General features: G+C 51.1%; 15 protein-coding genes. 11 read left to right on the top strand and 4 right to left on the bottom strand.

From position 1 onward, the window contains the following. Positions 1–311 precede the first annotated feature (311 nt). From fadI to CAG64_RS00865, 3 genes are all read left to right on the top strand, one after another. A complete protein-coding gene (gene fadI, locus CAG64_RS00875) occupies positions 312–1619 on the top strand; it encodes an acetyl-CoA C-acyltransferase FadI (RefSeq protein WP_021703907.1) in 1308 nt (435 codons plus the stop codon). Then, positions 1619–3733 (top strand): fatty acid oxidation complex subunit alpha FadJ, encoded by a 2115-nt coding sequence (gene fadJ / locus CAG64_RS00870; protein ID WP_161488706.1) that lies wholly within the window; start codon positions 1619–1621, stop codon positions 3731–3733. Before fadI ends, fadJ begins: the two co-directional genes overlap by 1 nt. 142 nt (positions 3734–3875) lie before the next feature. Next, positions 3876–4424: an NAD(P)H nitroreductase gene (locus CAG64_RS00865; protein ID WP_161453949.1), complete on the top strand. Its 549-nt coding sequence runs from the start codon at positions 3876–3878 to the stop codon at positions 4422–4424. A gap of 49 nt (positions 4425–4473) precedes the next feature. Here the strand turns inward: CAG64_RS00865 and CAG64_RS00860 are convergent, their stop codons facing one another. Beyond that, positions 4474–5349 (bottom strand): LysR family transcriptional regulator, encoded by an 876-nt coding sequence (locus CAG64_RS00860; RefSeq protein WP_040902254.1) that lies wholly within the window; start codon positions 5347–5349, stop codon positions 4474–4476. A gap of 283 nt (positions 5350–5632) precedes the next feature. Between CAG64_RS00860 and CAG64_RS00855 the strand changes: the two genes are divergently transcribed. The 7 genes from CAG64_RS00855 (at position 5633) to recR (ending at position 11304) form a co-directional block, all read left to right on the top strand. Then, positions 5633–6733 (top strand): response regulator, encoded by a 1101-nt coding sequence (locus tag CAG64_RS00855; RefSeq protein ID WP_040902232.1) that lies wholly within the window; start codon positions 5633–5635, stop codon positions 6731–6733. A gap of 166 nt (positions 6734–6899) precedes the next feature. Next, a complete protein-coding gene (locus tag CAG64_RS23955; protein ID WP_021703912.1) occupies positions 6900–7031 on the top strand; it encodes a hypothetical protein in 132 nt (43 codons plus the stop codon). 54 nt (positions 7032–7085) lie between these two features. Next, positions 7086–7451, top strand: a complete 366-nt coding sequence (locus CAG64_RS00850) for a YbaN family protein (RefSeq protein ID WP_052035725.1) — start codon at positions 7086–7088, stop codon at positions 7449–7451. A 146-nt stretch (positions 7452–7597) separates the two neighbouring features. Continuing rightward, positions 7598–8143: an adenine phosphoribosyltransferase gene (apt, locus tag CAG64_RS00845; protein WP_161453344.1), complete on the top strand. Its 546-nt coding sequence runs from the start codon at positions 7598–7600 to the stop codon at positions 8141–8143. A 7-nt stretch (positions 8144–8150) separates the two neighbouring features. Continuing rightward, positions 8151–10283, top strand: a complete 2133-nt coding sequence (dnaX, locus tag CAG64_RS00840) for a DNA polymerase III subunit gamma/tau (protein WP_161488705.1) — start codon at positions 8151–8153, stop codon at positions 10281–10283. A gap of 76 nt (positions 10284–10359) precedes the next feature. Beyond that, complete coding sequence (locus CAG64_RS00835; RefSeq protein WP_021703916.1) at positions 10360–10689, top strand: YbaB/EbfC family nucleoid-associated protein; 330 nt, start codon at positions 10360–10362, stop codon at positions 10687–10689. Positions 10690–10704: 15 nt separating this feature from the next. Continuing rightward, entirely contained in the window at positions 10705–11304 is a 600-nt protein-coding gene (gene recR, locus CAG64_RS00830) for a recombination mediator RecR (protein WP_161453346.1), read from the top strand. 65 nt (positions 11305–11369) lie between these two features. Here recR and aqpZ read toward each other — a convergent pair whose 3' ends face one another. From aqpZ to CAG64_RS00815, 3 genes are all read right to left on the bottom strand, one after another. Beyond that, a complete protein-coding gene (aqpZ, locus tag CAG64_RS00825; RefSeq protein WP_161488704.1) occupies positions 11370–12065 on the bottom strand; it encodes an aquaporin Z in 696 nt (231 codons plus the stop codon). Positions 12066–12249: 184 nt separating this feature from the next. Further along, entirely contained in the window at positions 12250–12498 is a 249-nt protein-coding gene (locus CAG64_RS00820; protein WP_021703919.1) for a YkgJ family cysteine cluster protein, read from the bottom strand. Positions 12499–12635: 137 nt separating this feature from the next. After that, positions 12636–12884: a GlsB/YeaQ/YmgE family stress response membrane protein gene (locus CAG64_RS00815; RefSeq protein WP_021703920.1), complete on the bottom strand. Its 249-nt coding sequence runs from the start codon at positions 12882–12884 to the stop codon at positions 12636–12638. Between the two features lie 174 nt (positions 12885–13058). Here CAG64_RS00815 and CAG64_RS00810 point away from each other — a divergent pair, with 174 nt between their 5' ends. Then, positions 13059–13499, top strand: a complete 441-nt coding sequence (locus tag CAG64_RS00810) for a YcgN family cysteine cluster protein (protein ID WP_021703921.1) — start codon at positions 13059–13061, stop codon at positions 13497–13499. Positions 13500–13577 lie beyond the last annotated feature (78 nt).

The raw sequence follows: 13577 nt of genomic DNA, 5'->3' as shown, positions 1-13577 counted from the left end.
GATGACACTTCCTTTTGAAGGCTGACTTTACTTTCTCCTAATCAGGAAACTGATTACTTTCAATTGGCGTAAGTTAATTGCTTTATATATTCCAACCACACAATTTTGTGTGGTTTTTTTTGCCCGCCGAATCACTCTTCCACTAAAATTTCCGAATTATTAACCTGTTACCAACGTTTGAATGATTGGTATCGACTACACTAACAGCGTGTTTCGATGCCAATATCACGTTTATTTAAACGGCCGTTTGATTGTTTTAACAATCTCGTTACAATGCATCAGGTCAGACCTCTTATCTTTAAGGAGAAATAATGGGCAAGCAGGAAGTAAAAACACGTTCAGGCGAACGTGTCGCTATCGTAGCGGGGCTGCGCACACCATTTGCACGTCAAAGTACTGAATTCAGTCAAGTTCCGGCCGTGGACCTTGGCAAAATGGTTGTCAGTGAAATGATGGCCCGAACCGACATCGATCCGACACTGATTGAGCAGGTGGTGTTTGGACAGGTGGTTCAGATGCCGGAAGCCCCCAACATTGCACGTGAAATCGTACTGGGCACCGGTATGAGCATCCATACCGATGCCTACAGCGTCACGCGTGCGTGTGCCACCAGTTTCCAGTCTGCGGTGAATGTCGCGGAAAGCATTATGGCCGGTACGATAGACATCGGGATTGCTGGCGGTGCGGATTCCTCTTCGGTTTTGCCTATTGGTGTCTCGAAAACGTTGGCGGCTAACCTGCTTGCTCTGAGCAAAACTAAAACGCTCAGTCAGAAGCTGGGTCTTTTGAAAAATCTCAGCCTTAAAGACCTGATGCCTGTGCCGCCGGCGGTTGCAGAGTATTCGACCGGGCTATCGATGGGGCAGACCGCAGAACAGATGGCCAAATCCCATGGCATCAGTCGCGCTGATCAGGACGCGTTAGCACATCGTTCTCATACATTGGCTTCACAAGCCTGGAAAGACGGCAAGATCGCCGGTGAAGTAATGACGGCTTTCCCTGAACCGTACAAAAAATGGTTGGCGGAAGACAACAATGTCCGTCATGACTCGACGCTGGAAGGTTACGCGAAGCTGCGTCCGGCCTTTGACCGTCAGTACGGCAGTGTCACGGCTGCGAACTCAACGCCCCTTACCGACGGTGCGGCTGCGGTCATGCTGATGCGAGAAGGTCGGGCGAAAGAACTGGGTCTGGAAATCATGGGCTACATTCGCTCCTATGCGTTTTCTGCCATCGGTGTTGAGACTGACATGCTGATGGGCCCCTCATACGCAACGCCGCTGGCGTTAGAACGTGCCGGCCTGTCCTTGTCTGATTTGACTTTGATCGATATGCACGAAGCCTTCGCTGCGCAGACACTGGCGAACGTCAAAATGTTCGCCAGTACTCAGTTTGCGCAGGAAAAGCTGGGTCGTTCTAAGGCGATTGGTGAGATCGATATGGAGAAGTTTAACGTTCTGGGCGGTTCCATTGCGTACGGTCACCCTTTTGCGGCAACCGGAGCGCGAATGATGACTCAGACTCTGCGAGAGCTGAAACGTCGCGGTGGTGGTCTGGCGCTGAATACCGCGTGTGCAGCGGGTGGTCTGGGCGCGGCAATGATTCTGGAGGTTGAATAATGAGTGATGCAAAGGCGTTTAACCTGACGGTTGACGAACAGAATATTGCCTGGCTGTCTATCGACGTCCCGGGCGAAAAAATGAATACTCTTCAGGCTGCGTTTGCTGATGAAATGAGCGATATTTTGACGCAGTTGAAAAATGAGAAAGGCATTAAAGGCCTGATTCTCCATTCTCTCAAACCAGACAACTTTGTGGCTGGTGCAGACGTGCGCATGCTGGAAGCGTGTAAGAGTGCGGCAGAAGCGGAAACGTTGGCCAAGCAAGGCCAACAGATGTTCCAGGCTTTGGTTGATTTGCCGTATCCGGTCGTGGCAGCCATTCATGGCCCATGTCTGGGTGGCGGCCTGGAGCTCGCATTGGCGTGTGATTATCGCGTTTGTAGTGATGCAGATGGCACCCGACTTGGGTTGCCTGAGGTTCAACTCGGTCTGCTGCCAGGCTCTGGTGGTACTCAGCGCTTACCGCGTCTGATTGGCTTACTGCCTGCACTGGATTTGATTCTGACAGGAAAACAGCTGCGCGCGAAGAAAGCGAAGAAACTGGGTGTGGTGGATGCCAGCGTGCCACAGACTGTCTTGCTTGATGTTGCGAAGAGCTTCCTTGAAAAGGGGAAAAAGAAACCGAACAAAAAAGTGTCGACCAAAGAGAAACTGATGTCTCAAACCGGGGTCGGACGCAAACTGATTTTTGAACAGGCAGCGAAGAAAACCCGCGAAAAAACCCGCGGCAATTATCCGGCCGCTGAGGCTATCCTGGATGTGATTCGTCATGGTTTAGAAAAGGGCATGACAGACGGTCTGGAGCTTGAAGCACGCCGCTTTGGTGAGTTGGTGATGACCGCTGAATCCAGGGCTCTGCGTTCGATATTCTTTGCCACAACCGAGATGAAAAAGGAACACGGCAGCGACTCCGAACCGCAAGCGGTTTCGCGTGTGGCTGTGCTAGGTGGCGGTCTGATGGGCGCAGGCATCAGCCATGTCAGCGTTGCCAAAGCCAACGTACCGGTACGCATCAAAGATGTCGCTAACGATGGTGTATTGAATGCACTGCAGTACAACTACAAATTGTTTGAGAAACAACGTAAGCGCCGCATTTTGTCCAAAGCTCAGCTTCAGGGCAAAATGATGCAGTTGTCGGGCGGAACCGATTTTACCACCTTCAATCATACGGATGTAGTGATTGAAGCGGTGTTTGAAGATTTACAGCTGAAGCAGCAGATGGTGGCGGACATTGAGGCCAATGCCAAACCGAGCACGATTTTTGCGACCAATACGTCGTCGTTGCCGATTCACCAGATTGCCGCACAAGCCAAGCGTCCGGAAAATGTGGTTGGTTTGCATTACTTCAGTCCGGTAGAGAAGATGCCGCTGGTGGAAGTGATTCCGCATGCGGGGACGTCTGATGAAACCGTATCGACCGTGGTAGCCCTGGCGAAGAAGCAGGGGAAAACGCCGATTGTCGTCAAAGACTGCGCGGGCTTTTATGTGAATCGGATTTTGGCGCCATACATGAATGAAGCCGCTCAGGTGCTGATGTCTGGTGAGCCGATTGACCATCTTGATACCGCGTTGTTGGATTTTGGTTTCCCGGTCGGCCCGATAACCCTGTTGGATGAAGTGGGCATCGATATTGGCGCTAAGATCATGCCGATTCTGATCAATGAACTGGGTGTTCGTTTCCGTGGGCCGGACGTTTTTGACACCTTGTTGAACGACGGACGCAAAGGTCGTAAGAGTGGCAAGGGCTTCTACACCTACAAAGGCAAGAAAAAAGACGTCGATAAGAGCATTTATAAGCTGCTGAAACTGACGCCGGAATCCAAACTGGGCGCGAACGACATTGCGATGCGTTGTGTATTGCCAATGCTCAATGAAGCGGTACGTTGTTTGGATGAGGGCATCATTCGTAGCCCACGTGACGGCGACATTGGGGCGATCTTTGGGATCGGATTCCCACCGTTTCTCGGTGGACCATTCCGTTACATGGATCAGATTGGCATCAAACGTCTGGTCGAGATCATGAACGATCACGCGAAGAAATACGGTGACCGTTTCGCACCGTGTGACGGGTTATTGACCCGAGCCGGGCTGGACAAGCCATTCTATGAATAAGTCATACATGCGTTGATGACAAGGCGGGCCACAGGCCCGCTTTTTTGTTTGTTAGCCTTAACGCAAATCGCTGTGCGATGCGCTGCAACTGTGGGGCGTGTTTGCTATGATGTGCGCATAATCAGTGAAGTAAGGATTCAAAATGGACGCTCTTGAACTGCTGTTGAACCGACGTTCAATCGCCAAGCTTTCGGCGCCAGCACCGGAAGGTAAAGCTTTGGAAAACATTATCCGCGCTGGGTTGCGTGCGCCCGATCATGCCGGCTTGACCCCGTGGCGTTTTGTGATTTGCCAGGGGTCGGGTTTGCAGAAACTGGCTGATATTCTGGTCAAGGCTGCTGAAATGGAAAACAGCGAAGATGCGGTGATCGATAAACTGAAAAATGCCCCGTTTCGCGCCCCAATGGTGATTGCGGTGATTGCCAGAGTAACGGAACATGAGAAAGTGCCGCCACTGGAACAGTACTTGTCCGCCGGTTGTGCTGCACAGGCGATGCAGATGGCCGCGGTGGCACAAGGGTTTCAGGGCTTCTGGCGTTCAGGCAAGTGGATGTTCCATCCGGAGGTGCACAAAGCGTTTGGCTTACAAGGTGAAGATCAGATCGTTGGCTTCCTGTATCTCGGCACTCCGGGCTGCTCACCAATGAAAGCGCCAGAGCGGGAGCTGGGCAAATTTGTCGAGTATCTGTAACTGGTAAGAGCGCTATCAGAAAGGCCTGTGATATTCACAGGCCTTTTTGTCAGTGGATGTTGTAGGCAATTACGAAATCGATAAACAGACGTACTTTCTCTGGCAGGTGATCTTTGTGGTTGTAGAGCATGTAAATATCACGCGGGTTGGCGCTCCAATCTTCTAATACGCGAACCAGGCTGCCGTCGTCGATATACTCACGCAACATCACGTCGGGCATTAGGGTGATCCCAAGCCCGTCAGACACCGCAGAACGCACGACATTCAGCGCGTTGGCCTGGAAACGACCATTATCGTTATTCACGACGGTTTCGCCCGATGAATTGGACAACTGCCATTTGATCAGTGGGTGGCCTTTCAACAACGAGTGATTTGCCAGCTCTTCGGCGTGTTTGGGGGCAGGGTTGTTTTTTAGGTAGTCTGGGCTGGCCACTAAAATGTCTTTGACTTCGCCAATTTTTCTGGCGATCAGGCTGGAGTCACGTTGCGGACCTACGCGGAAAATTACATCCCATTCGGTTGGATCCAACTGATCGGCGTGATTGCTGGTGGTCAGTTCGATATTGATCTCGGAGAACTGTCGCATGAACTCAATAAACATCGGCATCATCATGCGTTTAGTCAGGTTCGATGGGGCAGAAATCTTGATTTTCCCTGCGGCGCCACGGCATTCATCCGTCAATTCTTCTGCGGTCATAGACAAACGTTGTAGCAGCGGGGAACATTCCTGAAAAAAGCGTTCGCCTGCTTCGGTCAATGACAGCTTGCGCGCGTGACGATTGAGCAATCTCAGATTCAGAGCGTCTTCAAGCGCCTGAATGCGTCGGGTGATGGTCGCGACAGGAATCATTGTCTTGCGAGAAGTTGCGGTATAGCTCCCATTTTCGACAACCAGTCGAAATAGGTTGAGATCATCTAATTTCATCATTCCAGACACATCTTATTACGAATTGCGGTAATTTATAGGTATATCAGATGTTAAGGCTTGAGTCACATCAACAACTGGTGATTTTTACGATATTACGTACATATAGTATGTGCCACGAATGAAAAGTGGAACATTTGTATAAAAATAGATTCGCGACTACTTTTTAATAAACATCTAAACTTAAGACTGAAGGCAGCTCAACCCTTACGTGATGAGGGGAGCGCGCGTAATAACAATAATCACGACAGCTGTATTTATTGGAAGTGTGAGGCGAATGCTTATGTATAAAACGCATTATGCGGCTGCGGAGCCGCATCAACAGAGTGCTCACGACCAAAAATTGATTATGTTGGTCGATGACGACCCGATTTTTCGACGAGTGACCTCCGGGTACTTGTCTTCTATTGGTTATCAGGTGCTGGAAGCCGAAGACGGTTTGGACGGGCTGCGAAAGTTACGCAGTGCGGAGCCCGATTTGATTCTGTGTGACCTGTCGATGCCGGTGCTCAGTGGCATTGAATTTGTCGAAGAAGTGAGCCTGGAATATCCGTCGCTGCCGTTGATCGTGGTTTCGGGTACGGATGAAATGTCCGATGTGGCCAAAGCGTTACGCTACGGCATCAAAGATTTTCTGCCTAAACCGATCGGCAATCATGCCAATCTGGGGTGTGCGATAGAAAGTACGTTGGATGATGCTTTCAATCATCTGGCAGACCAGCGGGACTTCTCCAGCCAGTGGTTTCGGGTTGATGGCGGCGATCTACCGGAAGAGCAAGAACTGCATTGGCATCTGGAGTACCTCCAGCATCACCCGAGTGCAGCCAAAGACTTGTTGCATGCCTTGTTGCCAGAGAAAGATACCAGCCAGGGCGCGTGGAAATGCAGCTATCGTATGCTGCAATCAACCGATGTCATGCCGTTGGTGTTTGATTATGCCTGGTTAATGAACGGCCAGTTTGCCTTTTATTTAGTCGACTCCACGTCGAACGACGAGGCGGGGGTAGCAACCACTTTGATGGTCAGAGCGTTGTTCCACGATTATTTGCGCAACTTGAAAAGCTTCAATGCCGATCTGAAAGATCTGGCCTTCATGTTGGAAAAAGGGATCGAGTGCTCGGATTGTGCCGGACCGATTGAGGCGCTCTTTGGTATTGCTGACATGGCGGAAGGCACAATTGCTATCTTGCCTGCTGGTTTGGGCGCGCGTTGGTCCAATGGCTACCACACCCAGAACATTGCCGCTGGCGAATTGCTTGGGCACAACTGCGTGAAAAATTTCACTACCAAAGAATTGCCAATACATTCCGGGTGTCAATTGTCACTCAGCCGGCTTGGTTCGAGCAGTTTTAGCCTGGATATTTTCCAGGGCTCGGCGACCTGATTGGACGTGACGATAAAATCATCAATATAACCTTTCTTTTTGTCCGTGTTTGTGGCTTTTTGTTTGAGGTATAGTCTGCACCTCAAACAAAAAAGTCCCAAAACATTAACGTCGAGTTAACCTTGGGGCGACAACAGTCAAGTCACCTACACTAGAGAAGCTCCCAATGGCAGACAAAGATTTTAAAGAACCTTATAATATCTTTTACTTTCTTGGCTTTATCGCCGCACTGTTGATCCCGACGCTCCCAGCGACCTTAACCTGGATTCGTGTATTCAACGGCTACGCGGGATACTAAGCCGCCCGTTGTTTTCAGGAGCTCACCATCAGTATTCGTCGTCTTGGATTAAATATTGTTGGTGTCATCAGTTTATGCCTAGGTATTCTGGGCATAATCTTGCCTCTGTTGCCCACCACACCTTTTATTCTTCTCTCCAGCGCGTGTTTCATGCGCAGCAGTCCCCGTTTTCACCGTTGGTTGCATACTCACCCCACGTTTGGCCCTCTGCTGGACAACTGGCATCAGCATCGCGCTGTCACGCGTAAAGTGAAGCAGCGAGGTGCGTTGTTTATTCTCGCCAGTTTTTCTTTTTCAATCTGGTTTGTGCCCCATCTGTGGCTAAAAATGGGTCTGGTCATTTTTCTTGTGCTGCTGATCACCTGGTTTCTGCGTCTGCCAGTCCATGAGTCTGTTGCTAAGCAGGAAGAAAATCACTAGCATTGTGTGGAAGTGTGCCCGCTCTTCGAGTGGGCGTTTGTTTTTTAGGCGAAGTGGTCTTGGCACCGCTCAGTTCAGCTTTACAACTCCCGATAACGACAATTTTGAAAGTGGAGAAGCTCTCGCCCATTGAAGTAAATGAAATTATGACTACAGACACAATCTCTTTCATCAAATCAAGCATCAAATCTATCCAGGACTACCCAAAGCCAGGCATCCTATTCCGTGATGTCACCAGCTTGCTTGAAGATGCCAAGGCGTATCAGGCAACCATTCAATTGCTGGTAGACCGTTATAAAGATATGGGCTTCACTAAAGTGGTCGGGACAGAAGCCCGCGGCTTCTTGTTCGGTGCGCCTTTAGCACTGGAGCTGGGGGTCGGGTTTGTTCCGGTACGCAAACCGGGGAAACTTCCGCGTAAAACTGTTGCCCAATCTTATGAACTGGAATATGGCGTAGACACGCTGGAAATCCACGTTGATGCGATTGAAGCGGGTGATAAAGTGCTGGTGGTCGATGATTTGTTGGCGACGGGTGGCACCATTGAAGCCACAACTAAGTTGATTCGCCAGTTGGGTGGACACGTGGAGCATGCGGCGTTTGTGATCAACCTGCCTGAAATTGGCGGAGACAAACGCCTGGAAGACCTGGGCCTGAACGTCTACAGCATTTGTGAGTTTGAAGGACACTGAGTAATTCATGAGTTATCTTGCCTTAGCGCGAAAATGGCGTCCGACCCGCTTTAAAGAAGTGGTGGGACAGGCGCACGTATTGACGGCACTGGAAAATGCGTTAGCACAAAACCGTCTCCATCACGCGTACCTGTTCAGTGGGACGCGTGGTGTGGGAAAAACCACTATAGGTCGCTTGTTTGCCAAAGGCCTCAACTGTGAGACTGGTATAACGGCCACACCATGTGGCGAGTGCGCAACGTGTAAGGAGATTGACGAAGGGCGCTTTGTCGATCTGCTGGAAATTGATGCGGCTTCGCGTACCAAAGTAGAAGATACTCGTGAACTGCTCGACAACGTGCAATACAAACCGGCACGAGGTCGTTTTAAGGTCTATCTGATAGACGAAGTTCACATGCTCTCGCGTCACAGTTTTAATGCTCTGTTGAAAACCTTAGAAGAGCCGCCGGAGTATGTGAAATTCTTGCTCGCCACTACGGATCCGCAGAAATTGCCGGTGACCATTTTGTCACGCTGCTTGCAGTTTCACTTAAAGCCCATCAGTGTCGATAACATTCACCAGCAATTGGAACATATTCTCGATGCCGAAGGCGTAGAGGCCGATGCACGTGCGTTGGGTATGATCGCCCACGCGGCAGATGGCAGTATGCGAGATGCCCTCAGTCTGACCGACCAAGCGATCGCGTTGGGCAATGGCTTAGTGGAAGCCGACAGCGTCGCGCACATGCTGGGGACACTGGATACCGATCAGGCCATTCATCTGCTGGAAGCCATCAGCAGTAAGCAGGCGCAAACGGCGATGGATGCCATCCAGGTTTTGGCGCAAAACGGCGTAGAGTGGGATGGTTTGCTTCAGCAACTGGCCACACAGTTACACCGGATTGCGATGTACCAGGCGTTGCCATCCACGCTGGATAAAGCGCAGCCTGATGCGGAAAAGATCGAGTTGCTAAGCCGGACACTGTCTCCTCAGGATGTCCAGTTGTACTACCAAATTGCGCTGAAAGGCAGAGATGACCTGCCTCTGGCACCAACCGAGCGAATCGGGCTGGAAATGGTGGTGTTGCGGATGATGGCGTTTCGCCCGGCGTCCGGTGCGGTTGTAAACAGCATCAGTACAGCCATGCAAGCTGCCATTCCGAATTCAGGCCAGAGTCTGGCGGCGCCGGCCAAGCCTCAACCTGTCGCTGAGCAACCGGTACAGCCTAACCAACCGACGGCCGCCCCATATGCAGCGAATGTTGCACCGGAATACGATTTACCTCCAACCGATTACGCACCTTATGGTGAAAGTGAAGTGCCGCCGGCTTATGATGCGCCGCGTCAGATGACGCCCGTGTCCTCACCTGAACCGGTACAGTCGCCGACACCATCGACAGCGCCTCAGGAGCGATCTGGGTCTTCACTGAGCGGTTTACGGCATCAACTGCGTTCACAGCGTCAGGGACTCAAAGGCAATCAGCCTCATCCATCACCGGACACCAAAGCGGAGCCGGGCGTAAAAAAGTCTAGTGCGGCATCAGCCAAGAAAGAATCAGTCCTTGATCGTGTTGCGCAGAAACACGGCACGGTGCGGATGTCGCCAGCTCAACTCGCTCAGCACGCGGCGGTGCCGCAGGCTCCGGCCGAGGATGAACCTTATCAGTGGAAGCCGGCCAACCCGGTGGTGGAAGTGAAGAAACAGGAACTGACACCGACCGAGATCAAAAAGGCGCTTGAGCACGAGAAGACGCCGGAAATGGCGCAGAAACTGGTTGAGGAATCCATCCGTCAGGATGAATGGACTGCCTTGATTGAAAAACTGCACACCGCCAAGCTGGTTCAACAATTGGCGCTGAACTCGTCGTTTCGTAAAGACGGATCGACGATAGAGCTTGCACTGCGGCAGCATCAGGCTCATCTCAACACCGACAAAGCGCAGCAGGAGCTATTGGCAGCCCTGAACGCCGAGCTGGGTGAAGAGTGTCATCTGAGCGTTGTGATCAGTGAGGATGGAGAAACCCCGTTGGAAGTGCGCGATCGTCTGTACAAAGAAAAGCTTGAGCAGGCGTTTGTCAGTCTGGATAACGATCCGCACGTTCAGTTTATTGAGCGCCGATTTGCCGCACAATTAGATCGCGAGAGTGTCCGTCCGGTCTAGAATTAAAGCATAGGGTTGAAAACGCGAGTTTTCGGCCCCATAAACAGTGAAACATCGATTAACCAGAGAGATAAACATGTTTGGTAAAGGCGGTATGGGCAATCTAATGAAGCAAGCCCAGCAAATGCAAGAGCGCATGCAAAAGCTTCAAGAAGAAATCGCTAATATGGAAGTAACAGGTGAATCTGGTGCCGGTCTGGTAAAAGTGACCATCACCGGTAGCCACAGTGTGCGTCGCGTTGACATCGATGAAAGCTTGATGGAAGACGACAAAGAGATGCTGGAAGACCTGATTGCTGCTGCGTTTAACGATGCGGCTCGTCGCGTTGAAGAAACCCAGAAAGAAAAAATGGCGGGCGTGACTGGTGGAATGCAATTGCCACCAGGCATGAAAATGCCATTCTAAATAAGTGATTCGTTAATGCGTACCAGTCATATGCTGGAGCATTTGATGGAGGCCTTACGTTGTCTGCCTGGGGTAGGTCCCAAGTCGGCTCAACGTATGGCCTTTCATTTGTTACAGCGGGATAGAAAAGGTGGTTTACAGCTGGCTGATGCACTCAGTCAGGCCATGACTGAAATCGGTCACTGCTCTGAATGCCGCACGTTTACCGAAGAAGAAGTCTGCCATATCTGTACCAATCCCAAGCGTCAGGAGAATGGCCAGATCTGTGTGGTTGAGAGCCCGGCAGATATTGCGGCGGTGGAAGCCACTGGTCAGTATTCTGGACGTTACTTCGTGCTGATGGGGCATCTGTCTCCTTTGGATGGGATTGGACCAAGCGATATTGGTCTGGATGTTCTGGATTATCGTCTGCGTCGCGGAGACGTCACAGAAGTGATCCTGGCAACCAACCCGACGGTAGAAGGCGAAGCCACGGCACATTACATCGCTGAATTGTGTCATGAGCATGAAGTGGCGGCCAGCCGAATCGCGCACGGTGTACCAGTTGGTGGCGAGCTGGAGCTGGTGGACGGCACTACGTTGTCACACTCTTTGCTTGGACGTCAAAAGCTGTAAGCACTACCAGTGATATATAAAAAAGCCGCTGATTCATCAGCGGCTTTTTTGTGCGGGTTGTAACGTTATTTTTGCGTTTGACCTGCAATCGCCTTGTACGCAATCGCCCCCAGAACTGCACCGATAATTGGAGCAACCCAGAACAGCCACAATTGCGATGTCGCCCAATCGCCAACGTATAACGCAACACCTGTGCTTCGTGCAGGGTTAACGGAGGTGTTGGTGACCGGAATGCTGATAAGGTGGATCAGTGTCAGACACAAACCAATCGCGATGGGGGCGAAGCCCTGAGGCGCACGCTGGTCTGTCGCACCCAGAATCACCAACAGGAACATCATGGTCATGACGACTTCGGTAATCAGTGCGGCAACCATGGAGTAACCACCCGGAGAGTGTTCACCGTAACCGTTGGCCGCAAAACCGGAAGAGACAACATCAAAGCCAGGCTGGCCCGAAGCGATAAGGAACAGCACACCGCCGGCGATAAGACCACCGGCTACCTGTGCGATAATGTAAGGGGCTATTTCTTTGGCTGCAAAACGGCCGCCAGCCCACAAGCCAATGGTGACTGCCGGATTAAGATGGCAGCCTGAAATATGGCCAATCGCGTATGCCATGGTGAGAACGGTCAGGCCAAACGCGAGAGCAACGCCCAAAAAGCCAATACCGACATCCGGAAACCCCGCAGCCAGAACAGCGCTGCCGCAGCCACCAAGTACCAGCCAGAAGGTACCGAACATTTCGGCTAAATATTTGTTCATCAGTATTCCTAATCGTGTGTAGTGAAAGAACCCGGAGAACATAGTGGAGAAATGTCAGCGCAGTGTGAGGGAACCGCTACGAACGTCGGCGCAAGCCGCTTAAGTCGCGGAAGTCTTATTGTTGGAACACGAGTCAGTGAATGAGACAGGATCGCATGTATGGGATAGCTTGAGCCGACGCAATTCAGGTCAGCTGTTCCAGTTCGGTGATGTTGTTTAGCGCTTCTTGATTGGTCGTACCGCACACCACTGGGCATGGTTTGAATTCATGACAGACTTTTGGCCGCTCAGGCTGACCAAACAGCTTACACAGATTCTGTTCGTTCAGCTGCACGCAGCGCACACCCGCAGGCTTGCCATCTGGCATGCCGGGGATCGGGGAAGAGATGCTTGGAGCGATACAACAGGCGCCACAGCCCAAACGACAATCCATAACAATCCCCTTAAACGTCAAATAAGGGCGCTATTATCAGGATTTTTGCTTGAAATGGAAGTCTTGCCCGGGTCGGGAAAGGGAGCACACTGGCGCGCAAGCAAAGGCTTTGTGCGCCAGGTGACTGAATCAAAGGGCTATTTGATGAAGCGGTTGTAGACAAACAGCAAAATAAATGCACCCAATGTAGCGGTCACAATACTGCCAATGTTGACACCATCGGCTTTACCAAAGCCAAGCATTTGACCGACAAACCCACCGACAAACGCACCACCGATACCCAGTAGCATAGTGGCAATCCAGCCGCCACCATCTTTACCTGGCATCAGCCACTTTGCCAGTGCGCCTGCGATCAGACCAAGAATGATCCAAGAAATAATGCCCATGTGCACTCCTTTTATGCAGCTTATTAAGACTTTATAAGGATAGACTACAAGACAAAGGTAATGAGTCAGTTTTGTGAGACGCAGGGAACGAGTGGCGATTTTTTGTTCATGCTTGCACTTTTGTACTGAGAGCGGTATAAATCGCCCCCCGTTTAAAGATTAAGAAGTCGTCCTATGAACAGTCCATTCTGGCAAAGCAAATCCCTGGAACAAATGACCGAAGAGGAATGGGAATCCCTTTGTGATGGTTGTGGTAAATGTTGCCTGCACAAATTGATGGATGAAGACTCGGACGAAGTGTACTACACCAACGTGGCGTGCAGTTGGCTGAATGACAAAACGTGCTCTTGCAAAGATTATCCGAACCGTTTCAGCTCAGGCGAAGAGTGCCTGAAACTGACGCGTGAGAAGATTCATGAGTTTCACTGGTTGCCGGATACCTGTGCGTATCGTCTTTTATCGGAGCAACAGCCGCTTCCTGCCTGGCATCCGCTTATTACCGGTTCAAAATCCGCGATGCATGCCGCCGGAGAAAGCGTGCGCAATAAAGTCGTGTATGAAATCGATGTGGTGGACTGGGAAGATCACATCATCAATCATCCCGGTCGCAACTAGACAGGCAGGGTTTTCAGCTGACTGAAGATGCTGAAAACCCGGTCTATAACAGCCAAAAAACGCTTTCATGCGGCTTGG

The sequence above is a fragment of the Vibrio sp. V38_P2S17PM301 genome (assembly GCF_009904845.1).
Classification (GTDB): Bacteria; Pseudomonadota; Gammaproteobacteria; order Enterobacterales; family Vibrionaceae; genus Vibrio; species Vibrio proteolyticus.
Note: the sequence above shows the minus strand (reverse complement) of the source record. Positions and strands in the feature narration are given on the sequence as shown.

Excerpts from the sequence above, each read along its gene's own strand:
- fadI (WP_021703907.1), top strand. The coding sequence starts at position 312 with ATGGGCAAGCAGGAAGTAAAAACACGTTCAGGCGAACGTGTCGCTATC.
- fadJ (WP_161488706.1), top strand. The coding sequence starts at position 1,619 with ATGAGTGATGCAAAGGCGTTTAACCTGACGGTTGACGAACAGAATATT.
- CAG64_RS00865 (WP_161453949.1), top strand. The coding sequence starts at position 3,876 with ATGGACGCTCTTGAACTGCTGTTGAACCGACGTTCAATCGCCAAGCTT.
- CAG64_RS00860 (WP_040902254.1), bottom strand. The coding sequence starts at position 5,349 with ATGAAATTAGATGATCTCAACCTATTTCGACTGGTTGTCGAAAATGGG.
- CAG64_RS00855 (WP_040902232.1), top strand. The coding sequence starts at position 5,633 with ATGTATAAAACGCATTATGCGGCTGCGGAGCCGCATCAACAGAGTGCT.
- CAG64_RS23955 (WP_021703912.1), top strand. The coding sequence starts at position 6,900 with ATGGCAGACAAAGATTTTAAAGAACCTTATAATATCTTTTACTTTCTT.
- apt (WP_161453344.1), top strand. The coding sequence starts at position 7,598 with ATGACTACAGACACAATCTCTTTCATCAAATCAAGCATCAAATCTATC.
- dnaX (WP_161488705.1), top strand. The coding sequence starts at position 8,151 with ATGAGTTATCTTGCCTTAGCGCGAAAATGGCGTCCGACCCGCTTTAAA.
- CAG64_RS00835 (WP_021703916.1), top strand. The coding sequence starts at position 10,360 with ATGTTTGGTAAAGGCGGTATGGGCAATCTAATGAAGCAAGCCCAGCAA.
- recR (WP_161453346.1), top strand. The coding sequence starts at position 10,705 with ATGCGTACCAGTCATATGCTGGAGCATTTGATGGAGGCCTTACGTTGT.
- aqpZ (WP_161488704.1), bottom strand. The coding sequence starts at position 12,065 with ATGAACAAATATTTAGCCGAAATGTTCGGTACCTTCTGGCTGGTACTT.
- CAG64_RS00820 (WP_021703919.1), bottom strand. The coding sequence starts at position 12,498 with ATGGATTGTCGTTTGGGCTGTGGCGCCTGTTGTATCGCTCCAAGCATC.
- CAG64_RS00815 (WP_021703920.1), bottom strand. The coding sequence starts at position 12,884 with ATGGGCATTATTTCTTGGATCATTCTTGGTCTGATCGCAGGCGCACTG.
- CAG64_RS00810 (WP_021703921.1), top strand. The coding sequence starts at position 13,059 with ATGAACAGTCCATTCTGGCAAAGCAAATCCCTGGAACAAATGACCGAA.